Raw genomic sequence first — 19700 nt, forward strand, 5'->3', positions numbered from 1 at the left:
GGGGGCGGATTAATGTACCGCAGGCTTTTTAATTCAACAACCGAACGAGCAGCAGAAGTTCGAGCTCCCGCGTCTGCCAGTCCGAGATCAGCACCGGCTGCTCTGCGTCCCGTTTGGCCGGCGAGAGGCCGGCCACATACGAGGCCACAAGACGCAACCGGGGGGTGATCGCCGCGCCGAGGCCGCCGCGTAAGGCGACATTGACACGCCGGAGTTCGTCGCCTACCGCCACCTCCTGCGACGAGCGCGAGGCCTCGGGCGTCAGGGTCCGGGATTCTTTCTTTGCGCCAACGAGCAGACCTACCTCGGGGCCGGCCAGCACGAAGAGCGGCGATCGACCGAGGTCCAGCCGTAACCACAGGGGGACGGAGACAAAGTGCTGTTTGAGTGTGAAGGTACCTGTGAATTCCTGCGCCGGCGCGCCGACGACAAAGGCCCAGTCGATCTGGCCGGACTGCCGGTTGTAACGCAGTCCGCTCACCACATGTAGCCGTTCCCCCAGCGGCCCATCGATGCCCGAGAGCGGCCATTCCGCAAACACGAGACCCGTGGGAAAAAGCAGCCCAGTGTCCGACCATTCGGGCAGCGGCGCGTCGAGCGCAAGCTGCTGATACGACGCGCCGGCGCCCATCCCCAGACGGGGTTGGGCCGCCAGTTCGGCCGGCAAGGCAGCGGCAAACATCGACATCGCGAGGGTTAGGGCAAAACGCGTGAAACGGGATGGCATGAGGGGAAGGGGGAAGGGGGAAGGGAAAAGGGAAAAGTAAAAAGGGAAAAGGGAAAAGTGGGCTTCGCTGGGCGCATGGGCCAGAGCCGGAACGTGCAAACGGTCAATGAGGCAACGCTTCAACGTTTGCTTTCATCGCGAAAATGGGGCATTGCCGAGATAATTTCGGGGAATACGACAAAGATTCGCGTGTGGCAAGTGTCTGAAATCGATTCTATCTTGCCAGCCCACACCCCCTTTGGTATCGAACCTGCGTTTTACCGCGTCTGTTCACCACGGTTCGTCCATCCATTACCTGGCTTCTTCCGCATGAACTACATCCTCGCGCTCGACCAGGGGACCACCAGTTCCCGGGCCATCCTCTTCACCCACGACGGGAAGATCCTGGGCGTGGCGCAGCAGGAATTCGAACAACATTTCCCTCAGCCGGGGTGGGTCGAACACGATCCGATGGAAATATGGACCTCGCAGCTGGCCGTTGCGCGACAGGTGCTGGCAGAGCAGGGGCTACGGGCCTCCGATGTGGCGGCGATCGGCATCACGAACCAGCGCGAGACCACCGTCGTCTGGAATCGCGCCACGGGGAAACCGCTGTTTAACGCCATCGTGTGGCAGGACCGGCGCACGGCCGGCATCTGCGATACCCTCAAGGCCGGCGGCCATGCGGAGCTGTTTCGCCGGAAGACCGGCCTCGTGGTGGATGCCTATTTCTCGGGCACGAAGGTCCAGTGGATCCTCGACAACGTGCCGGGCGCCCGCGACCTGGCCGGCCGTGGCGAGCTCGCCTTCGGCACGATCGACAGCTGGCTGATCTGGAATCTCACCGGGGGCCGGCGACACGTCACGGACGTGTCGAATGCATCACGCACGTTGATGTACGATATCCGTCGCGGCGAGTGGGACGACGAATTGCTCGGCCTGCTCAACGTGCCGCGTGTGATGCTTCCGGAGGTGCGCTCGTCGAGTGAGGTGTATGGCGAGACGGTCCCTGATCTTCTGGGCGGCGTCATACCGATCGCCGGCGTCGCCGGCGATCAGCAGGCCGCGCTGTTCGGCCAGATGTGCACGACCCCCGGCATGGTGAAAAACACCTACGGCACCGGCTGTTTCATGTTGATGAATACCGGCACCGAGGCCGTGGACTCGAAGAACAACCTGCTGACGACGGTGGCCTGGAAGATCGGCGACCGGACAGAATACGCGCTAGAGGGCAGCATCTTCATCGCCGGCGCCGTCGTGCAATGGCTACGCGACGGCCTGGGGCTGTTTTCATCGTCCGCCGAGGTGGAAGCGCTTGCGGCGCAGGTGGCTGACAATGGCGGGGTCTATCTCGTGCCGGCGTTTGCCGGTCTCGGCGCCCCGCACTGGGATCCGTACGCCCGCGGCACGATCGCCGGCCTCACGCGGGGCACTACCGCCTCCCACATTGCCCGCGCCGCGCTGGAAGGCATCGCCTACCAGGTGGACGACGTGCTTGCCGCCATGGAGGCCGACTCCGGCATCCGTCTCGCCGAACTCCGCGCCGACGGCGGCGCGGCGGCCAACGGGATGCTGATGCAGTTCCAGGCCGATCTGCTCGGCGTGCCGGTCGTCCGCCCCACCATCCTTGAAACAACGGCGCTCGGCGCGGCCTACCTCGCCGGCCTGGCCGTCGGCTACTGGGAGAGCGAAGAAGCCATCGCCGGCCAGTGGCAGGTGGATGCGCGCTTCATCCCCTCGATGCCGGCCGACCGTGTGGAAGCGCTCAAAAAAGGGTGGCGCAAGGCGCTCGAACGTTCGAAAAATTGGGCAACGCCCGACTAAACGGGGGCGTACAGGGGGTGGCCGAACCATCCCGATTGAATGGCCGCGATGTATCGTGGCCCTACGCGCGGGGCTCCACCATCCTTCAAACGGCCACGGCATGCCGTGGCCCTACGGTGGGACCGAACGATCGTTTTTGCCGATTCCCTTTTTCCTTTTCACTTTTGCCTTTTTCCTTCCCATGACTCCATTCCTCGCTGAATTTCTCGGCACGGCCATCCTCCTGCTCCTTGGTGACGGCGTAGTCGCCAACGTGGTGCTCAACGGGACCAAAGGCCACAATTCCGGGTGGATTGTCATTACCTTCGGATGGGCGATGGCCGTATTCACCGGCGTGTTTTGCGTGGCGGCGTACAGCGGCGCGCACCTCAACCCGGCCGTCACGATCGGTCTGGCGATCGCCGGCAATTTCAGCTGGACCGAGGCGCCTTACTTCATTCTGGCGCAGGTACTGGGCGCCGGCTTCGGATCGTTTCTGGTGTGGCTGATCTACCGCGACCACTTCGCCCGCACCGACGACGCGGGCGCGATCCGGGCTGTATTTTGCACCGCGCCGGCCATCCGCAACACCTCCAGCAACCTCGTGTCGGAAATCATCGGTACGTTTGTGTTGGTCTTCGGCGTGTTGTACATGGTGAGCGCGGAAGTCGGCCTCGGCCCTCTCGACGCCCTGCCCGTCGCCCTGCTGGTGCTGGCGATCGGCCTATCGCTGGGTGGGACCACCGGCTACGCCATCAACCCGGCGCGCGACCTCGGCCCACGGATCATGCATGCCTTGCTCCCGATTCCCGGCAAAGGCGGCAGCGATTGGGACTATGCCTGGATTCCCATTGTGGGGCCGATCATCGGCGCCCTGCTAGCGGCAGGCATGTATCGTTTATTGGGGTAGCCGGCCTAACTTCGTTCCGCTCGTTCGGCCCGTTCGCGTTCGATGAGGACGCGGCGCAGGATTTTGCCGGAAGGGACTTTCGGGATCTGGTCGATGAACGTCACCCTGCGGATGCGTTTGTACGGCGCGACGCGTTCCGCCACATAGGCCATGAGGGCCTCATCGGTCAGACGCACGCCGGCTTTCAGGACGACAAAGGCCCGGGGCACTTCGCCGGCCTCTTCATCGGCGCTGGGGATGACCGCCGCGTCCGCCACCTCGGGGTGACTGAGTAGGATAGCCTCCAACTCGGCCGGTGCGATCTGCAGCCCCTTGTACTTGATGAGTTCCTTGACCCGATCGATGACATACAGGTAGCCGTCGGCGTCGAGATATCCGATGTCGCCTGTATGGAGCCATCCCTTCTCGTCCAACATCGCGCGGGTTGCCCCGGGGTTGTTGTGGTAGCCACGCATCACCTGAGGGCCCCGAAGCCAGATCTCGCCTGTTGCGCCGACCGGGAGCAGCTGGCCTGTGGCCGGGTCTGTGATACACGTTTCGGTATTGGGCACCGACGGGCCCACGGACCCCATCTTGTTCGCCACTCCGGGCGAACAAAGGTGCGTGACGGGGCTCGTTTCGGTCAGGCCGTACCCCTGCCGAACGGTGCATCCGAGCCGGTTCTGGCACATCGAAGCGATCCCTTCCGAAAGCGGCGCGGCGCCAGACGTGATATGGCGGAGGCGAGATAGGTCGTACTGATCAACCAGTGGATGTTTGGCCAGCAGGAGGATGATGGGTGGAACGAGGAGGGCGAGCGTGACGCCGTTGTCCTGCAGATGCTGGAGGAAGGCTTCTGGCTCGAACCGGGGCATCGTGACCACCGTCGCGCCGGCGTGGAGGGCGAGCCCCATGATGGCCGTCATCCCGTAGATGTGATAAAACGGCAAGATCCCGATGAGCACCTCGCTGGCATCGATCGGGAGTGCGGCGCGGGTTTGGAGGATATTGGCGACCAGGTTGGCGTGGGTGAGCATGACCCCCTTCGGAAGCCCGGTCGTGCCGCTGGAATACGGAAGAACCACCAGGTCGTTGGCAGGGTCGATGGTCACCACCGGCGCCGGCTCGCGGCTGGCGCGCAGCGTTTCATACGAGATGCCGTTCTCCGCTTCGCCGAGCACGACGATGTGACGCACACGGGTGCCTTTCGCCGCCTTCCAGGCTGTGTCGACCCCGGCCGGATGGGCGACGAGGAATACCGCGCCGGAGTCGACCAGTTGGTAGTGCAGCTCGTCGGGCGTGTAGGTGGGATTGATGGTCGTATTTACCGCCCCGTTCATCGATACGGCAAAAAAGACCACCGCGTATTCCGGCACGTTCGGACTATAGAGGGCCACGACATCGCCCTGGCGCAGTCCGTACGCGTGCAGGCCCGCGGCGACGCGTTCGATGGCGGCGCGGAGAGCGCTGTACGTGAGCGTCCGCCCCGAGGCGCCGTCGATGAGCGCGGGCGCGGCCTCCACCGCGCCGAATCCCTTCATCACAAAGGCGTGGAGCGAGAGCGAGGGTATGGCGATGTCGGGCAACGGGCTGGAGACGATCATGCGGGTCGGGTTGCGTGAAACCATTCCTGACCCTGCATCTTACCCCGAATCCGGGAATGGCGCAAACTCATGCGCCAGATCGATGCTCCCTTTTTGCGTCGGATTTCTGGCTTTTGCCGGCGATGACACGACTATGAGGCGCCCCTTGCACTTCGATCCCGTGGATGTCCTATATTTGAGGCGTCCCAAACCACGAGTATGAAGCGAAATATTGACCTCATGCGCCATATCCTGCTCCATGTGGAGGAGGTGGGTGATCCTGCCGAGCCACTGATCCATGCCCTCTCGCTGGACGACATTGAACAGCCGCTCGTCGATGAACACGTGAAGTTATTACTTGGCGCCGGCCTGCTGGAAGGTGATTGTAAGTACACGACGAATAACCGCATTTTATTTACGGCCATCCGTAGCCTGACTCCACGCGGGTACGATTTCCTCGATAATACCCGGAATCCCAATCTCTGGAATCACATCAAGGAGCGCGTCCAGACGACGACCGGCACCGCGTCATTCGACCTCATCGAAGACCTTGCCCGCCAGCTCGTCGCTGCTGCCCTGAGCCGTCCACGGCAGGGCTGAGCGCTTCGCCGCGATCAGGCTTTTTCTCGCGCTGTTGCACCTTTAATTCGTGGGGCATGCCCATGCCTGTGGAAGAGCAAAGTCTCCCGACCGACACTCCGCGCCGATCACGGTTGGCCAGTTTTGGCTGCCCGCTGTTCATCATCGGCTTCATCCTGCTGTTGATTGTGGTCGCATTATTGCTTTTCTGACCAATACACGGCCTCCGGGATCATTTGCGGCGCGCGTCCGGCAATCCTTGCCGGCGTGCCGGAGCGCTCGCGCGCCACGCATTCTCCCGGCGTCATGCGAATCGCTTTCCTGTGTAATTCTGAGTTTGCGCTCTCTTCCGTCGACCTTCTCGCGCAGGCCGGCGTGCTTGCCGGCGTAGCCTGTTCCGACGGCGCGCCTCACATCGCCGCCCCGCTCGCCTCGCACGCCAACGCCCTCGGCATCCCCTTCGCCGTCATCCGGAAGGCCGAGATCGGCGCCGACCTCGAGGACTGGCTGCTGGCCACCGCCCCGGACGCCGCGCTCGTGCAAACCTTCCCCTACCGCATCCCGGCCGTCGCGCTGAACATCCCGCGCCTCGGATTTTTTAACCTGCACCCCGGCCAGCTACCCGCGTACCGCGGCCCGGACCCCGTCTTCTGGCAGCTCAAACGGCAGGAGGCCGTCGGCGCCGTTACCCTACATCGGATGACGCCGGCGTTCGACGACGGCGAAATTGTCTGCTTCGAGTCCATCCCCATCGGACCCGACGATACCTACGGCGTCCACCAGAGCCTGTTGATCGACGCGGCCCTCCGCTGTATCACGCCGTTCTTGCAGGGCGCCATCAAGGGGACACCGCAGGACGAAGTGGGCGCCGGCTATCAGGGCCGGCCGGCCGCGACGGACCTCACGATCGACTGGACGGCTTGTGACGCCTCCGCCGTCGCCGCGCTGGCCAGAGCGTGTAATCCCACGTATGGCGGCGCGATCATCCTCCTCCGCAATACGATGGTCCGCCTCCTCGAAGCGCAGGCGGTGCCGTTTTCGCCCATCCCCCGTTTGCCGGCCGGCACCGTGATCTCCGCCCAGTCGGGGCGCGGGTTGCTGGTGCTTTGCGCGGGCGGGACGGTCGTCGATCTCACCATCGTCGCCACCGACGAGGGGACGTTCAGCGGCGGTCGATTCGCGGCCTTGTTCGGGATAGAGATCGGGGAGAAGTTTTTACTTCCGGCGTTCGTATCTTGAGCGCGCATCGCAGCATGCCCGCCGGTTGGGCTGCCAGGGCAAGCCGGCGGTAGATTTCCCCTCATTCCAACCCTCTATTCCATGATTCATATCCAGGTGGAGCGCGTGGACGACGCGTTCCATTTCGTAGGCCGCAACGACCGCGGCAACACCGTCCATATGGACACCAGCGTAGAAGACGGCGGCAGCGGACAGGGGGCCGGCCCCATGCAAACCCTCCTGATGGCGCTTGGCGGCTGTAGCGGCATCGATATCGTAGCCATCCTCAAGAAGGGCCGGCAGGAAATTTCCTCTTTCAAGGTCGACTTCGACGCCGAGCGGGCCCAGGGCGAGATTCCTTCCCTCTACACCCGGATCCACGCCCACTTCTCGCTTGAAGGTGATCTTGACCCCGAGAAGGTGCGCCGCGCCATCGAGCTGAGCCTCGACAAGTACTGTTCGGTGGCGAAGACCCTCGAAAAAACGGCCACCATCACCTACTCGTTTTCCGTCAACGCGGTCGACTATGTCTGAGTATCCCCCCCAAGAAACGGGTCCCCGGGAAGCGGCCCCCAAACGAACGCCCCACGAAGAGACCCGCGCCATCCGCACCCAGACCGAACGATCGATCCAGCGGGAGCATGCGACCTCGATCTTCATGACGTCGAGCTTTATGTTCGACGATGCCGAACATGCGCGGGCCCTATTCGCAAAGGAGCAGAGCGGCAACATCTACTCCCGCTACAGCAACCCCAGCGTCGACGAGTTCGTGCTCAAGATGTGCCAGCTGGAAGGAGCGGAGGACGGCATCGCGGTGGCCTCGGGCATGGCGGCGGTATACACCGGGCTGGCCGGCCTCATCAAAAGCGGCGATCATATTCTGGCGTGCCGATCGGTATTCGGCTCTACACACCAGATCCTGACACAGCTGCTCCCCCGCTTCGGTGTCACGCACAGCTACGCACCGATCGAATCACCCGAAGCGTGGGAGTCGCTGTTCCAGCCCACCACCCGCCTGTGTTACATCGAGACTCCCTCGAACCCGGGGCTGGATCTGATCGACATCGAGTGGCTCGCCGGCCTATGCCACGAGCGCGGGGTGTTGTTGTACGTGGATAACATCTTCGCCACGCCCATCCTCCAGAAGCCTATCGCGTTCGGGGCAGACCTCGTGATGCACTCGGCGACCAAATACATCGACGGCCAGGGCCGCGGCATCGGCGGGGTGATCCTCGGGCGGGCCGAGGTGATCGAGCCGATCCGGTTTTTCGCGCGGCACACCGGGCCGTCGCTCTCGCCGTTTAACGCCTGGATGTTCAGCAAAAGCCTCGAGACGCTGGCCGTTCGCATGGAGCGGCATGGGAAAAATGCACTTGCCCTCGCCGAATTCCTGGAGACGCATCCGCGTGTCGACTTCGTCAAATACCCCTTTCTCCCCAGCCACCCGCAGTACGCCCTCGCGCGCCGGCAGATGAAAGGCGGCGGCGGCGTGGTCACGTTTGGGGTCAAGGGCGGCCTGGAGCAGGGCCGGCGCTTCCTGGATGCGCTGGAGATGTGCTCGCTTTCGGCCAATCTGGGTGACACCCGGACCATCGCCACCCACCCCGCCAGCACCACGCACAGCTCGCTGAGCGAAGAAGATCGCCAGGCCGTTGGCATTTTACCCGGGCTTGTGCGAATTTCGGTCGGACTCGAACACATCGACGACATCGTCGCCGATATCGACCAGGCGCTGAACCACAGCGCCTGATTCCACCTTCGTCCGCACCATCCTCATGCAACTCGCCACGATAGACTGGGCGATCGTATTCGCTTTTTTTGCCTTTTCCTTGATCGTAGGGCTCTGGGCTTCGCGAAGGGGGGGCTCGAATACGACCGAGTATTTCTTGTCCGGCCGGAGCATGCCCTGGTGGCTGCTCGGCGTTTCGATGGTCGCCACGACGTTCTCGTCGGACACCCCCAACCTGGTCACGAACCTTGTGCGAGTGGACGGCGTCGCCGGCAACTGGGGGTGGTGGGCGTTTTTGCTTACGGGGATGTTGACCGTGTTCGTCTACGCCAAGCTCTGGCGGCGTTCGGAGGTGATGACGGATATCGAGTTTTACGAATTGCGGTACAGCGGCAAGGCGGCGGCGTTTCTGCGTGGATTCCGGGCGCTGTATCTGGGGTTGATCTTTAACGTGGTCGTGATGGGCTCCGTCGCGCTCGCCGGCATCAAATTCGGGGAGATCATCCTCGGATGGCCGGGCTGGTTGACGCTGACGCTTGCCGGCTCGATCACCCTGGCGTACAGCACAATCGGCGGGCTGCGCGCGGTAATCATCACCGACTTCGTCCAGTTTGCCATCGCCATGGTCGGGTCGATCTGGGCGTGTGTGTACATCCTGGGCCTAGAAGAAGTCGGAGGCCTGACGAACCTCCTGCAAAACGACGCTGTGGCGAGCCGGCTCAGCCTCCTGCCCGATTTTTCAAATCCGGACGCGTGGGTGCCCATCCTATTCGTGCCACTGGCCGTACAGTGGTGGGCCTCGTACTACCCCGGCGCCGAGCCGGGTGGCGGCGGCTATATCGCCCAACGGATTTTCTCGGCGAAGAACGAGAAACACGCCATGACGGCGACGCTGTTTTTTAACGCCGCTCACTTCGCGCTCCGTCCCTGGCCATGGATCCTCATCGCGCTGGCGTCGCTGGTGGTTTTCCCGAATCTGTCGGACATCCAGACGGCCTTCCCGAATCTGCCGGCGGACAAGCTGGGGCACGACGTGGCCTACCCGGCCATGTTGACTTTCCTCCCCCCCGGCCTGCTGGGCCTGGTGGCCGCCTCCCTCATCGCGGCGTTTATGTCGACCATGTCGACCCAGCTCAACCTGGGCGCCTCGTACCTGGTGAACGACTTTTACCAGCGGTTCATCCGCCCGGACGCCTCGCAAAAACAGCTCGTCTGGGCCGGCCGACTCTTCACCGTACTCTCGACATTCCTCGGCCTCGGCCTGGGCCTGATGCTGACGGACGCCGGCCAGGCGTTCAGCCTGCTGTTGCTGCTCGGCGCCGGCACGGGGCTCATCTACATCCTGCGCTGGTTCTGGTGGCGGATCAACGCCTATACCGAGATCGTCGCCATGGTTTCGTCGATGCTCATTGCCGGCTACCTCACGTTTGTGCACGACGGCCTGGGCTTTCTACCCCTGTCGGCCTCCGCGAAGGTGGTCGTAGGCGCCCTGCTCACGACGATCACGTGGGTCGTGGCGACCTTCTTCACGCCCCCCGACGACGACGCCACCCTGCGCGCCTTCTATCGCCGCATCAAGCCCGGTGGCAACGGCTGGGATGCGGTGCTGGACCGGGCGCGAGCGGACGGAGATGTTATTCAGAAGGAGTCTGGCCGGCTACCGCTCGAACTGCTGGGCATGGTGCTGGGCATCGCGGCCGTCTACGCGGCCTTGTTTACGACGGGATTTGTGCTGTATGGGGAGATGGGTTCCGCCCTTATCGCCGGGCTCGTCTGTATCACCAGCGTAGTCGGCCTCATCCGCGTCTTCCCTCGTTTGACGTTTTCATGAGGTCGCGGATCGCCGGCGCGCCCGGCCGAGTGACAAAAACGCCGGCCCCGACGCGGTCTGGGAACGCGGTCCGGTAGGCATCCAGCCAGTGTTGGGCCAACGCGTCGGCGCGGTCGGCGGTGGTCAGCGCCCAGACGGCGCCGCCGAAGCCCGCGCCGAAGGCCGAGGCCGCGATAGCCCCGCCGGCGCGAGCGAGCCGGGCGAGGGTGATGGTTTCCGGGGTCTGGTTGCCCAGCCAGGCCTCGGCGAGGGCCTGGGACCGGTCCGTGATGCGTCCGAGCGCCTCCCAGTCGCCGCCCTGCATGGCCTCGAACGCGGCGGGCACGAGTTGGGTGTGCTCGGAGAAAAAGTGTCGATAGCGGCGCAGCAGGTCGGGCTCCGGCGCCAACAGGGCTTCCATAGCCGCCGGCGAGAAGCCGGGTGTTTCGACGATGTCGCGCAGGCGGCCGCCCGTACCGGGATACCGGTCGCGCCATCGTTCCGCGACCTGGCCGGCCTGCCGGCTGGCGCGGTTGTAGTCTGCCATAGCCGCACCCGTTTTTCGGGCGGGCACGCCGGAAGTCGCGACGACAAAAAGCATTTCTGGAGGGAGGAAAACCGCGCCGCGCCGTTGCGTTGGCGCGTACTGGAATCGGACGACGGCGCCCGGTTCGCTGCACAGGATGGCCGCGTGATCCTGGCTTCCGCCGAACGTCCCGACCCCCGCCTCGCCGGCCAGTGACCTGTAGGTCTGTCCGTTTTCGACGTGGCCGAGGTAATCCGCGAGGTCGATTCGCGAGGCGATTGCCCCTTGGTAGCTGAGATCGGCTTCGAGCCCCCAGGCATCGGCCAGGGCGAGGAAGCAGCCGACCATGAAGGCGCTCGAGCTGCTGAGGCCGGCGTCGGGCGGAAGGGTGCTGGCGAAGGCGATTCGGAGCCCGCCGGCCCGCGATCCGAAGTTGGCGGCGGCTCGGCGATAGACGGTCTCCGGGTACCGGGCCCAGTCGGGCATGTCCGCCTGAGATTCAACGGCTCTACCAGGCGTCGCCGACTCTCCGCGAGCCGCATCGATGAGGAGGAAGCCGCTCTCTTCCGTGCGAGCCGCCAGCAGGCAGAACCCGCGTTCGACGGTGCACACGAGGCTGTCGCCGCCGGCATAGTCCGTATGCTTGCCTAACAACTCGATGCGGCCCGGGACGAAATAGGCGCGTACTTCGGATGGAGCCGGAGGGCCGCCGGCCTGGAGGACATGAGCGAGCTGGTCGAACACCGGCGCGTGGCGATTGGCGCCAGAATCGGAGAGGCCGGCGCGGCGCAGCGGCGAAGAAAAATCGTGGGTAGCGGCGAATTTCGCGAAGGTGCCCATGCGATCGTTTAAGTGCGGGAAAAAGGGGCCGATACAGACCATGGGTACCTTACCCACGCCCCACGCTAGGCGCTTCTCCACGGACGATTCCGAGCTCGTCGCAGATCCCATGACCTATGGAAAGTACGATTGCCGGCATCACCCTGGCGATGGTTGCTCCAGCTTGTTCATCGTATCCGAATGTAAACCCAACCTGTAACGATCCTGCCCCCTGGCCGGCCCGCGCTTAAGCCCGCCCGAATTCGGCCGATACTCATGCTGTGTTGTGCGCCCGCCGACGAAGCGGGCGCTTCCGCCTCCTCCCCATCTGCCTTAGCCTATGAATCTGTCCATCGACCCCATGGGCTCGCCGATCGACGAGTCCGCCGCGGCCCGGCGAAGATCGAGCCTCGAGACCGTTATCCAGCGCATCGCGAAGAGCCTGCCCGATCCTACCGCGATGCGATCGGACGTGCTCACCCTCCGTTCCAACGCCCAGTCCCCACCCGCTCAGGCCGTATCGCAGGAAGCGCCGGCCCGGCTGGATGAGAGCGCACTGCGCACGAAGACCTTCCTGGCCACCGAAGCCATCCGGGGGGACCGATCGGCCGCGAGTTCACATGCGCCCGAGGTCCTGCAGTCGTTCATGCAATCGCGTAAAGCGACCTGAGCATATCCATCCTTCCCACCCTGTCCCTTCATGACCCCGCCGGCCGGTGGCGAGACCTGCCGGCGGGGTCCTCCTAGTGACTGCCCATGACGCCCTACAGTACTGCTGCCCAGGCCTATCAGACCGGCCGAACGATCGGCGCGCACCCGATCGATCTGATTGTCATGACGTATAATGAAGCGCTGGCCGGCTGTTTCGAGCGTAACGCCGGCCGAGCCCGCGAGGCCATCGTGGCGCTCAAGCAAAGCCTCGACCATGCGATGCATACCAGTCTGTCGATGCATCTGGAGCATATCTACGACCATTGTTTGTACCTCGTCCATAGACAACATTTCGATCAGAGCGCGCTGCTGCTCACCGAGATCCGGGATGCCTGGCGGGAGGCGCGGCAGAATCAGCAGGATTAGCGATTAATGCGAATCAGGAGTTGAAAAGGTAACCAACGGTCCCTCCTACTCGGTTCGTCATCCCCGACCCCGATCGGGAATCCATAGAAAAGTTGAGAATAGCTCACTTGGTGTTCCTTGCTTGCAACTTCGCCATCTCGGATCGTCATTCCCGACCCCGATCGGGGATCCATTGAAGCATGAAAATGCAGCATATGCGTCATTAAGGGCGATAGTAGCACACCCGAAGTACCCGAAACGAAGCTTGAATAGGTTGGTGCTCCTGTTTTCCTTTAGCCCCCATGAGGCCCGGCTGAATCCGATCAGCCGCCTATGGATCCCCATCAAGTTGGGGAGGACGAGGAAAGGGGGAAAGCCAGTCAGATTTATTCATTTGATACGGCCTCAACTCCTGATTCGCATGATTAGTAAGTGATGATGTTACGCAGCAAAGCACGCATGTCACGCTGAGCCTCGCGAAGCGTCTTTTTAAAACGCGATTCTGCGTTAAAAAACGCCATCGACGCGTCTTAGAAAGGTCCTTCACTGCGTTCAGGATGACCTTCGCGCTGTGTGCGCGTAACGTCAGTTAGTAATTAGCGATTGGCGATTGGCGAAGTAGATTCTTATTCTTGAAGATTGCTACACATAAAACCTTCGCCTCATGCTTTCGACGTGCTACTCGTTTTCTCGCCTTTCCACCGCCTGTCTTCTGGCGCTGTGCCTCGCATCTGTCCCTGCCGTCCGCGCCCAGACCCTTCCTTCGCCCGACATCCAGATCGCCGGCGCCGTATCCCCGCTGCCGGAGAACCTCAAGGCGGGCGCCACGGTCCTGGGGTACGACGCCTCAAAAGCCCTCGTTACCCTGCGCGAGGGCAATAATGAGATGATCTGCCTGGCGGACAATCCGTTTGACGACCGCTTCCAGGCCGCGTGTTACGCCGCCTCGCTCGAACCCTTCATGGCGCGCGGCCGGCAGTTGGTCGCCGAGGGGGCGGACCGCGGTGTCAGCCGCGACCTCCGTTTGAAAGAGATCGAAGCCGGCACCCTGAAGATGCCCGAGGCCCCCGCCGCCCTCTACCAGCTCTTCGGCCAGGCCGACAGCTTCAATCTCGCCACCGGCGAGCTGACCAACGTGCGGCCCCTCTACGTGATGTACATCCCCTACGCCACAACCGAAACGACCGGCCTCTCCACCGAGCCGCCGATGCCCGGGGCCCCCTGGCTTATGGACGCCGGCCTGCCCTGGGCCCACATTATGTATTCGCCCGCGCAGTCGGGGAATTGAAGTGCCATGCTGTCGGACGGACACGACGTGGTTGAGCGGCGCGCCATGCTGTCGGACGGACACGACGAGGTTGAGCGGCGCGCCATGCTGTCGGACGGACACGACGAGGTTGAGCGGCGCGCCATGCTGTCGGACGGACACGATGTATCGTGTCCCTACGACGGGCGACGCCATCATCGTTAATCGCTCATCGTTTAATCGCTACTCGCTAATCCCATGCGTCCCTATGTGATCGCCGAGGCCACCTGGAAAACCGTCCGCGAAACCCCGTACGAGGTGATCGTGCTGCCCTGGGGCGCCACCGAGGCGCACAATTACCACCTTCCATACGCGACGGACAACATCCAGAACGACGCCGTCGCGGCCGAGGCGGCGCGGCTGGCCTGGGAGCAGGGCGCGCGGGTCGGCGTGTTGCCGAATATCCCTTTCGGGGTAAATACCGGGCAGCTGGATATCAAGCTGGACATCAACATGAACCCCAGCACGCAGTTTTCCGTGCTGCGCGATGTGGTTGATGCATTGTCTCGGCAGGGCATCCCTAAACTGTTGGTACTCAACGGCCATGGAGGGAACGATTTCAAGCAGATGCTGCGCGAACTACAGCCGCAGTTCCCTGGGATTTTTCTGTGCACGTTGAACTGGTACACGGCCGAGCCCTGGACGCCGTACTTCGAAGACATGGGCGACCACGCCGGCGAACTCGAGACGAGCGTGATGCTTCACCTCGTTCCGCACCTCGTACGCCCCCTCGCCGAAGCCGGCGACGGCGCCCAGCACCCTTTCAAGATCCGTGCGCTGCGCGAAAAGTGGGCCTGGGCGCAGCGGGACTGGCTGAAGGCCACCGACGACACGGGCGCCGGCAACCCCGCGAAGGCGACGACCGAGAAAGGGGCGGCGTATTTCAAGGCCGCCACGGAGCGTATCGCGGGATTTCTGGTGGAGTTGGCGGAGGCGGATCCGGCGGATATGTATGAGTGACGTTACACGATAGTACGTTGCACGTTATGCGTTCGGCCTGAAAAGGCGCTAAGTTGCCTGAAAACGGAGGCGGTACTTTCAGATACACAACGAAAAAACGTTCAACGCGAAACGTCACATCGTATGAATCCATCCAAGCGGACGTTTTTTATCACGGGAGGAGGCTCGGGCCTCGGGGCGGCGACGGCGGAGGTGTTGGTCGAGGCCGGCGCGAACGTCGTTCTGGCGGACATCAACCCGAACGCCGGCGTCGAGGCCGAGGCGCGGTTGGGGGCGCAGGCGTTGTTCGTCCGAACCGATGTAGCGGATGAAGCCAGCGTCCAGGCGGCCATCGCGGCGGGCATCGCCCGGTTTGGCGGGCTTCATGGCACGGTGAATTGCGCCGGCGTCGCCATCGCCCAGAAGACCCTAGGGAAAGACGGTCCACACGACCTCGCCTCGTTCACGCGCGTCATCCAGGTCAATCTGATCGGGACGTTTAACGTGATTCGGCTGACGGCTGCCGTCATGGCCAGCAACGAGCCCAACGAGGAGGGTGAGCGCGGGGTGATCGTCAACACCGCCTCCGTCGCCGCGTTCGATGGGCAGATGGGGCAGGTGGCCTACTCGGCGTCCAAGGGGGGCATCGTGGGGATGACGCTGCCGATCGCGCGCGATCTGGCGCGGAGCGGAATCCGGGTAATGACCATCGCGCCAGGGTTGTTCGACACCCCGTTGCTGGCCGGCCTCCCCGAAAAAGCGCGGCAGTCGCTCGGTGAACAGGTGCCGTTTCCCTCGCGTCTCGGCCGGCCCATTGAATACGGCCGGCTGGCGCGGCACATCATCGAAAACCCGATGCTGAATGGCGAAGTGATCCGCCTCGACGGCGCGATCCGGATGGCGCCCCGGTGAGCCTCTATCGCCCCTGGGGCATCGAGACATGCAGATGGTCCGCCGTGCCTACGTGGCGGAGTGTGTTGAAGCCCATGGCCCAGAAATAAAGCCGTACCAGCCCGTTTCGGATCTCCGATCTCCCCGTGGTGCGGATGTCCACAGCCTTCACGTAGCCGCCTGGCTGTTTATAATGGAGCGACTGTTCGCGGACCGGCAGCCCCATCTTCTTGTAGTCTGCCGGCGTCCGTCCGGCGTCGGTCACCACCAGATCCCGGTTCACGAGCACCAGCGTGCTGGTGGCCACTCGAAGGATAGGGTGGAGCGATCGATAGGTGGCGCGGACGGCCTCTGACTTCACATTGGAGCTCGAGATATACATGATCGAGTAGCCGCTGTACAGGACGACGATGAGGAGCATCGTCTTAAACATCCGGCCCGACAACTGCCAGGTCCCGAACCACCGCCGGCGCAGGTAGGCCGTATACCCCACGAGGACGATGCCTGTGACGACGATCCCGCAGGCGAGGGCGACCCACGTGTTCATCTGCTGCTCGAGATAGAGGTACAGGGAGGTACGGACCAGCAGGATAAACGGCATGGCCACGACAAAAAAAACGGCGGCCATTCCGCCGAAGAATCGGCTAGACCAACTTCGGTGGCGACGGCGAGTGGGTTCGGTAGCGGTTTCGGGCATGGCGCTGGATGAAGGATGGCAGGCTCTCGTCGTCTTGTGTTCGGCGTCGGGCGCGTGAGGTTGCACCGGTCCCGTCGCTGATTGACCCGCGGAACATCAACGGCCTTCGGACTGTCGCTTCTTGAGATGCTCCACTACGCCGGCCTGCTCGTTCCGTTCTACCCCCCGCCTTATGTTTTTCCGACTGCTCCTACTTTTTATCGTGCTCCCCATCGTGGAGCTTGCCCTGCTGATTGAACTCGGCCGGCGGATCGGCTTCTGGCCGACCATGGGAATCGTCGTAGTGACGGGGATCCTGGGCAGTACGCTGGCGCGCCGGCAGGGCCTGGCCGTGTGGCGGCAATTCAACCAGCGGCTGCAGCAGGGACAACTGCCCGGGACGGAGCTTGTCGATGGTATCATCATCCTCCTCTCCGCCACGTTCTTACTCACGCCCGGCATCATCACCGATGTCCTTGGCTTGATCGGACTCCTTCCGTTTTCTCGTGCGCTGATCCGGCGGGGCGTGCTGGGGTATCTGGGGCGCCGGCAGGCGTCCGGTGCGCTCCGCTTTCATGTCGATATTCAGGGCGCCGCCTTTCGCCGCCCTCCCGAACCACCCTCCGCGCCGGATGTACTCGAATGGCAGGGCACCCCGCGCGAACGGCCGAGCAGTACTGAATAATGTGTGGGTAGGCACTCGCCGGGATCCCCCTCAGCTATTTACAAACGAATACTCTTCGCCGTTCGGCGATACATGAAAGCTGCGGAAGCCGGCGCCGTTGAGCGCCAGCACGGCCCGCCGCGTTCGCTCGGGATGCAGGCCATCGAACCGGTGATGAAATTCCACCAGCAGCTGTCCGATAGGTATACGCGCCGCGATCAGGTCGCCGATAACGTCGTATTCCGCCCCTTCGATGTCAAGTTTCAGCAGATCGATGCGGTCGTGCCCGAGCATCTGCATGAGGGTCGTCAGCCGTCGCACGGGCACTTCGATAGCCTGGTCGGTGGTATGGCTGGCCTGTAGGACCGAGTGGGAGATCCACTCCGGATTTTTGTGCGCAAAAAAGGCCGTCGTTCCATCCTGATTGCCCAGGGCGTAGGGATGGAAGATAAACGCCGCCGGCAGGTGCTGGCGGGCCAACCAGTCGCGCGAGGCCGGGGTGGGGTCGAAGGCATGCACCACGGCGCCGATTCGCTCGATGAGCGCCAGATCAAACGAGATATCGTCCCCGACGCCAACGGAATAGATGACGCTGTCGCGCTTCAAGGTGCCCACGAAGGTGGCCCAAGCGCCGTAGTTCGAGCCCGGCCGGCCCCCGAGATGCGTCACAGGCCGCCGCACCTGGGTCGTATGGAAGTAGTCTTTTCCGACGGCCGACTTCAGCATCCAGCGACCACGGCGGAGTATGTTCTTGATGGATTCGCGCATACACGGTGGGAAGGATTCACGTCCACACGGCCGGCCTCAACGGCTCGCAGCGACCTGCGGAGAAGCGCCGCAATGTACGGCTCGCGGGCATTGGATGCACACCTGCCGACGTCGGGTAGATATTATCCCGCCACGTTACGCTACTACCGACCGCTTGCGCTAAAAACCCGGCCCATCCCACATTTTGCCCCTGTCGTGTCGGTATTCTCCCTGGCACACCTCTTGTCTATCGACGAATCGACCCCTAGAGATCCTCCGGCTCTGCCCCCCAGATCCGGCCCCCCCGATAAGTCAGGAGACGCTCTATGAAAAAGCCTTCCCTTTCCTCCCGCTGGCTCGGAATCATGATTCTCGGCCTGCTCTTTTTCAGCCCCTCGCTGCTTCAGGGGTGCGACGCCATGATTGGTGACGACCCCAATGGCACCGAGCCGGACGCCCTGGTAGCGTCCGTACCCGTCGAAGGAGATGGGCTGCGTCACGCCCATCTACTGGATAAAGCGCGTACGAAAGCCACCGGCGCTGGCAAGGTGGCCGGCGAAGCCACCCTCAACCTGGTGCTGGGCATGGCCACCTACGAGGCGAACGGCATCACGCCTCGCATTGTGAATAAGTTCGACGTCACGAACCGTCTCTTAAACAAGTTTGGCGAAGGGATCACGATTAAGTCCGAGATATCCACCGCGCTCGACGCCCTGACGCTGACGCTGAACGAAAGCCAGCTGGACTCGCTACTGGCCCTGATCGAAAGCGACCCCGACCTCTCGTGGCTGGAACCGGATCCCCTGCTTGGCAACGAGCTGGCTGAAGGCACGACGGCGCGCGTGAAACGCCGGCAGAACGCCTCGTGGAGCATCGCCCACATCGGCGCTGAGAAGGCGCCGGTGCCGCTGGACGCCAGCCGGCTCCGCGTGTATGTCGTGGATACCGGCGTCAACCCGATCAGCGACCTGAACCTCGTGGGCTCAGTCGACTTCACCCCGTACATGGAGCTCCGCGTGCCGGGGGTCGATGGATTCGAGGGGATGCGGACGATGAACCCGAACCGGGACCGGCCCGATAGCCTGGGCCACGGCACGCACATCGCCGGCATCATCGGTGCATTGAATAACGATGGGGGCGTCCTCGGCGTCTTCCCGGGCGTGGCGATTTCCAGCATCAAAGTGATGAACAGCGCCGGCGTGACGGACATGACCGTGCTCCTGAAGGCCGTGGATTACATCATGGAGGAGAAACTGGCCAACCCGGACCTCCAGATCGTCGTGAACATGAGCCTCGGGGCGGACCTCGAGTCCCGCGAGATGAGCGCGCTCGACATGGCGATCCGCAAATCGATCGGCATCGGCATCGTGTACGTGACGGCCGCCGGCAACGACGGGCGGGACGCGATCACGTATTCGCCGGCGCACGTCCCCGAGGCCATCACGGTGGGCGCCTACGACCAGAGTGACCGGTTCGCCGCCTATTCCAACTACGGTTCGACGATCGACCTGCTGGCGCCCGGTACCGATATCCTCTCGCTCTCCGCCTTTGGCAGCGACGTGCTGATGCTCTCGAGCGGCACGTCGATGGCCGCTCCGCATGTGGCCGCCATGGCGGCCCGCTACCTGACGCTGAATCCCGGCCAGTCGGCCGCCCAGGTCCAGACGGAACTGATGAGCCGCGCCACGTACGGCATCCTGAGCGTGCCGGCCGGCACGACGGGCGCGGCTGTATCGGCCAGGTGACACACCCCCCTAAC

At 63.3% G+C, this 19700-nt stretch carries 20 protein-coding genes; 15 read left to right on the plus strand and 5 right to left on the minus strand.

Translation table 11 applies throughout. The features are described from left to right. Nucleotides 1-28 precede the first annotated feature (28 nt). Nucleotides 29-727 carry an outer membrane beta-barrel protein gene (locus SH809_09195; protein ID MDZ4699866.1) on the minus strand — a complete coding sequence of 233 codons (699 nt, stop codon included), beginning with the start codon at nucleotides 725-727 and terminating at the stop codon, nucleotides 29-31. A gap of 309 nt (nucleotides 728-1036) precedes the next feature. Here SH809_09195 and glpK point away from each other — a divergent pair, with 309 nt between their 5' ends. Together glpK and SH809_09205 are read left to right on the plus strand one after the other, a co-directional pair. After that, nucleotides 1037-2530 (plus strand): glycerol kinase GlpK, encoded by a 1494-nt coding sequence (gene glpK, locus SH809_09200; protein ID MDZ4699867.1) that lies wholly within the window; start codon nucleotides 1037-1039, stop codon nucleotides 2528-2530. A 181-nt stretch (nucleotides 2531-2711) separates the two neighbouring features. After that, complete coding sequence (locus SH809_09205) at nucleotides 2712-3419, plus strand: MIP/aquaporin family protein (protein MDZ4699868.1); 708 nt, start codon at nucleotides 2712-2714, stop codon at nucleotides 3417-3419. 5 nt (nucleotides 3420-3424) lie between these two features. Here SH809_09205 and SH809_09210 read toward each other — a convergent pair whose 3' ends face one another. Continuing rightward, nucleotides 3425-5002: an AMP-binding protein gene (locus SH809_09210; protein MDZ4699869.1), complete on the minus strand. Its 1578-nt coding sequence runs from the start codon at nucleotides 5000-5002 to the stop codon at nucleotides 3425-3427. A 198-nt stretch (nucleotides 5003-5200) separates the two neighbouring features. Here SH809_09210 and SH809_09215 point away from each other — a divergent pair, with 198 nt between their 5' ends. The 6 genes from SH809_09215 to SH809_09240 all read left to right on the plus strand — a co-directional run bounded on the left by SH809_09215 (nucleotide 5201) and on the right by SH809_09240 (nucleotide 10338). Continuing rightward, a complete protein-coding gene (locus SH809_09215; protein ID MDZ4699870.1) occupies nucleotides 5201-5581 on the plus strand; it encodes a DUF2513 domain-containing protein in 381 nt (126 codons plus the stop codon). 56 nt (nucleotides 5582-5637) lie between these two features. Next, nucleotides 5638-5772 (plus strand): hypothetical protein, encoded by a 135-nt coding sequence (locus SH809_09220; GenBank protein ID MDZ4699871.1) that lies wholly within the window; start codon nucleotides 5638-5640, stop codon nucleotides 5770-5772. 94 nt (nucleotides 5773-5866) lie between these two features. Continuing rightward, the gene (locus SH809_09225) at nucleotides 5867-6799 is read left to right on the plus strand and encodes a formyltransferase family protein (GenBank protein ID MDZ4699872.1); all 933 of its coding nucleotides are present in this window, start codon (nucleotides 5867-5869) and stop codon (nucleotides 6797-6799) included. An 81-nt stretch (nucleotides 6800-6880) separates the two neighbouring features. After that, complete coding sequence (locus SH809_09230) at nucleotides 6881-7312, plus strand: OsmC family protein (protein MDZ4699873.1); 432 nt, start codon at nucleotides 6881-6883, stop codon at nucleotides 7310-7312. Then, nucleotides 7305-8528 (plus strand): PLP-dependent transferase, encoded by a 1224-nt coding sequence (locus tag SH809_09235; protein MDZ4699874.1) that lies wholly within the window; start codon nucleotides 7305-7307, stop codon nucleotides 8526-8528. The genes SH809_09230 and SH809_09235 overlap by 8 nt, the downstream gene beginning before the upstream one ends. Nucleotides 8529-8553: 25 nt before the next feature. Beyond that, the gene (locus SH809_09240; GenBank protein MDZ4699875.1) at nucleotides 8554-10338 is read left to right on the plus strand and encodes a sodium:solute symporter family protein; all 1785 of its coding nucleotides are present in this window, start codon (nucleotides 8554-8556) and stop codon (nucleotides 10336-10338) included. On the opposite strand, the gene SH809_09245 is transcribed toward SH809_09240, so the two are convergent. Then, nucleotides 10304-11683 carry a galactokinase family protein gene (locus SH809_09245; GenBank protein ID MDZ4699876.1) on the minus strand — a complete coding sequence of 460 codons (1380 nt, stop codon included), beginning with the start codon at nucleotides 11681-11683 and terminating at the stop codon, nucleotides 10304-10306. The two genes, SH809_09240 and SH809_09245, sit on opposite strands and share 35 nt — an antisense overlap. 319 nt (nucleotides 11684-12002) lie before the next feature. Between SH809_09245 and SH809_09250 the strand changes: the two genes are divergently transcribed. From SH809_09250 to SH809_09270, 5 genes are all read left to right on the plus strand, one after another. After that, complete coding sequence (locus SH809_09250; protein ID MDZ4699877.1) at nucleotides 12003-12332, plus strand: hypothetical protein; 330 nt, start codon at nucleotides 12003-12005, stop codon at nucleotides 12330-12332. A gap of 86 nt (nucleotides 12333-12418) precedes the next feature. Further along, nucleotides 12419-12739, plus strand: a complete 321-nt coding sequence (locus tag SH809_09255; protein MDZ4699878.1) for a hypothetical protein — start codon at nucleotides 12419-12421, stop codon at nucleotides 12737-12739. 643 nt (nucleotides 12740-13382) lie between these two features. After that, nucleotides 13383-14006 carry a hypothetical protein gene (locus tag SH809_09260; protein MDZ4699879.1) on the plus strand — a complete coding sequence of 208 codons (624 nt, stop codon included), beginning with the start codon at nucleotides 13383-13385 and terminating at the stop codon, nucleotides 14004-14006. A gap of 216 nt (nucleotides 14007-14222) precedes the next feature. Next, a complete protein-coding gene (locus tag SH809_09265; GenBank protein MDZ4699880.1) occupies nucleotides 14223-14984 on the plus strand; it encodes a creatininase family protein in 762 nt (253 codons plus the stop codon). A gap of 123 nt (nucleotides 14985-15107) precedes the next feature. Then, on the plus strand, nucleotides 15108-15875 hold the full coding sequence (locus tag SH809_09270; protein ID MDZ4699881.1) for a 3-hydroxyacyl-CoA dehydrogenase: 768 nt from the start codon (nucleotides 15108-15110) through the stop codon (nucleotides 15873-15875). Between the two features lie 4 nt (nucleotides 15876-15879). Here SH809_09270 and SH809_09275 read toward each other — a convergent pair whose 3' ends face one another. Continuing rightward, entirely contained in the window at nucleotides 15880-16482 is a 603-nt protein-coding gene (locus tag SH809_09275; protein ID MDZ4699882.1) for a hypothetical protein, read from the minus strand. Nucleotides 16483-16723: 241 nt separating this feature from the next. Between SH809_09275 and SH809_09280 the strand changes: the two genes are divergently transcribed. Continuing rightward, on the plus strand, nucleotides 16724-17215 hold the full coding sequence (locus SH809_09280; protein MDZ4699883.1) for an FxsA family protein: 492 nt from the start codon (nucleotides 16724-16726) through the stop codon (nucleotides 17213-17215). A 30-nt stretch (nucleotides 17216-17245) separates the two neighbouring features. Here SH809_09280 and SH809_09285 read toward each other — a convergent pair whose 3' ends face one another. Further along, nucleotides 17246-17962 carry an FkbM family methyltransferase gene (locus SH809_09285; GenBank protein ID MDZ4699884.1) on the minus strand — a complete coding sequence of 239 codons (717 nt, stop codon included), beginning with the start codon at nucleotides 17960-17962 and terminating at the stop codon, nucleotides 17246-17248. 305 nt (nucleotides 17963-18267) lie between these two features. Between SH809_09285 and SH809_09290 the strand changes: the two genes are divergently transcribed. Continuing rightward, nucleotides 18268-19686, plus strand: coding sequence for a S8 family serine peptidase (locus SH809_09290; protein MDZ4699885.1), 1419 nt, complete (start codon nucleotides 18268-18270; stop codon nucleotides 19684-19686). Nucleotides 19687-19700: the final 14 nt, after the last annotated feature.

This window comes from Rhodothermales bacterium (assembly GCA_034439735.1).
Taxonomy (GTDB): domain Bacteria; phylum Bacteroidota; class Rhodothermia; order Rhodothermales; family JAHQVL01; genus JAWKNW01.

What these genes read in the sequence shown, in the direction of transcription:
- SH809_09215 (MDZ4699870.1), top strand. Translation starts at nt 5,201, where the DNA reads ATGAAGCGAAATATTGACCTCATGCGCCATATCCTGCTCCATGTGGAG.
- SH809_09195 (MDZ4699866.1), bottom strand. Translation starts at nt 727, where the DNA reads ATGCCATCCCGTTTCACGCGTTTTGCCCTAACCCTCGCGATGTCGATG.
- SH809_09210 (MDZ4699869.1), bottom strand. Translation starts at nt 5,002, where the DNA reads ATGATCGTCTCCAGCCCGTTGCCCGACATCGCCATACCCTCGCTCTCG.
- SH809_09265 (MDZ4699880.1), top strand. Translation starts at nt 14,223, where the DNA reads ATGCGTCCCTATGTGATCGCCGAGGCCACCTGGAAAACCGTCCGCGAA.
- SH809_09290 (MDZ4699885.1), top strand. Translation starts at nt 18,268, where the DNA reads ATGAAAAAGCCTTCCCTTTCCTCCCGCTGGCTCGGAATCATGATTCTC.
- SH809_09275 (MDZ4699882.1), bottom strand. Translation starts at nt 16,482, where the DNA reads ATGGCCGCCGTTTTTTTTGTCGTGGCCATGCCGTTTATCCTGCTGGTC.
- SH809_09270 (MDZ4699881.1), top strand. Translation starts at nt 15,108, where the DNA reads ATGAATCCATCCAAGCGGACGTTTTTTATCACGGGAGGAGGCTCGGGC.
- SH809_09245 (MDZ4699876.1), bottom strand. Translation starts at nt 11,683, where the DNA reads ATGGGCACCTTCGCGAAATTCGCCGCTACCCACGATTTTTCTTCGCCG.
- glpK (MDZ4699867.1), top strand. Translation starts at nt 1,037, where the DNA reads ATGAACTACATCCTCGCGCTCGACCAGGGGACCACCAGTTCCCGGGCC.
- SH809_09260 (MDZ4699879.1), top strand. Translation starts at nt 13,383, where the DNA reads ATGCTTTCGACGTGCTACTCGTTTTCTCGCCTTTCCACCGCCTGTCTT.
- SH809_09240 (MDZ4699875.1), top strand. Translation starts at nt 8,554, where the DNA reads ATGCAACTCGCCACGATAGACTGGGCGATCGTATTCGCTTTTTTTGCC.
- SH809_09280 (MDZ4699883.1), top strand. Translation starts at nt 16,724, where the DNA reads ATGTTTTTCCGACTGCTCCTACTTTTTATCGTGCTCCCCATCGTGGAG.
- SH809_09205 (MDZ4699868.1), top strand. Translation starts at nt 2,712, where the DNA reads ATGACTCCATTCCTCGCTGAATTTCTCGGCACGGCCATCCTCCTGCTC.
- SH809_09230 (MDZ4699873.1), top strand. Translation starts at nt 6,881, where the DNA reads ATGATTCATATCCAGGTGGAGCGCGTGGACGACGCGTTCCATTTCGTA.
- SH809_09250 (MDZ4699877.1), top strand. Translation starts at nt 12,003, where the DNA reads ATGAATCTGTCCATCGACCCCATGGGCTCGCCGATCGACGAGTCCGCC.
- SH809_09255 (MDZ4699878.1), top strand. Translation starts at nt 12,419, where the DNA reads ATGACGCCCTACAGTACTGCTGCCCAGGCCTATCAGACCGGCCGAACG.
- SH809_09285 (MDZ4699884.1), bottom strand. Translation starts at nt 17,962, where the DNA reads ATGCGCGAATCCATCAAGAACATACTCCGCCGTGGTCGCTGGATGCTG.
- SH809_09235 (MDZ4699874.1), top strand. Translation starts at nt 7,305, where the DNA reads ATGTCTGAGTATCCCCCCCAAGAAACGGGTCCCCGGGAAGCGGCCCCC.
- SH809_09220 (MDZ4699871.1), top strand. Translation starts at nt 5,638, where the DNA reads ATGCCCATGCCTGTGGAAGAGCAAAGTCTCCCGACCGACACTCCGCGC.
- SH809_09225 (MDZ4699872.1), top strand. Translation starts at nt 5,867, where the DNA reads ATGCGAATCGCTTTCCTGTGTAATTCTGAGTTTGCGCTCTCTTCCGTC.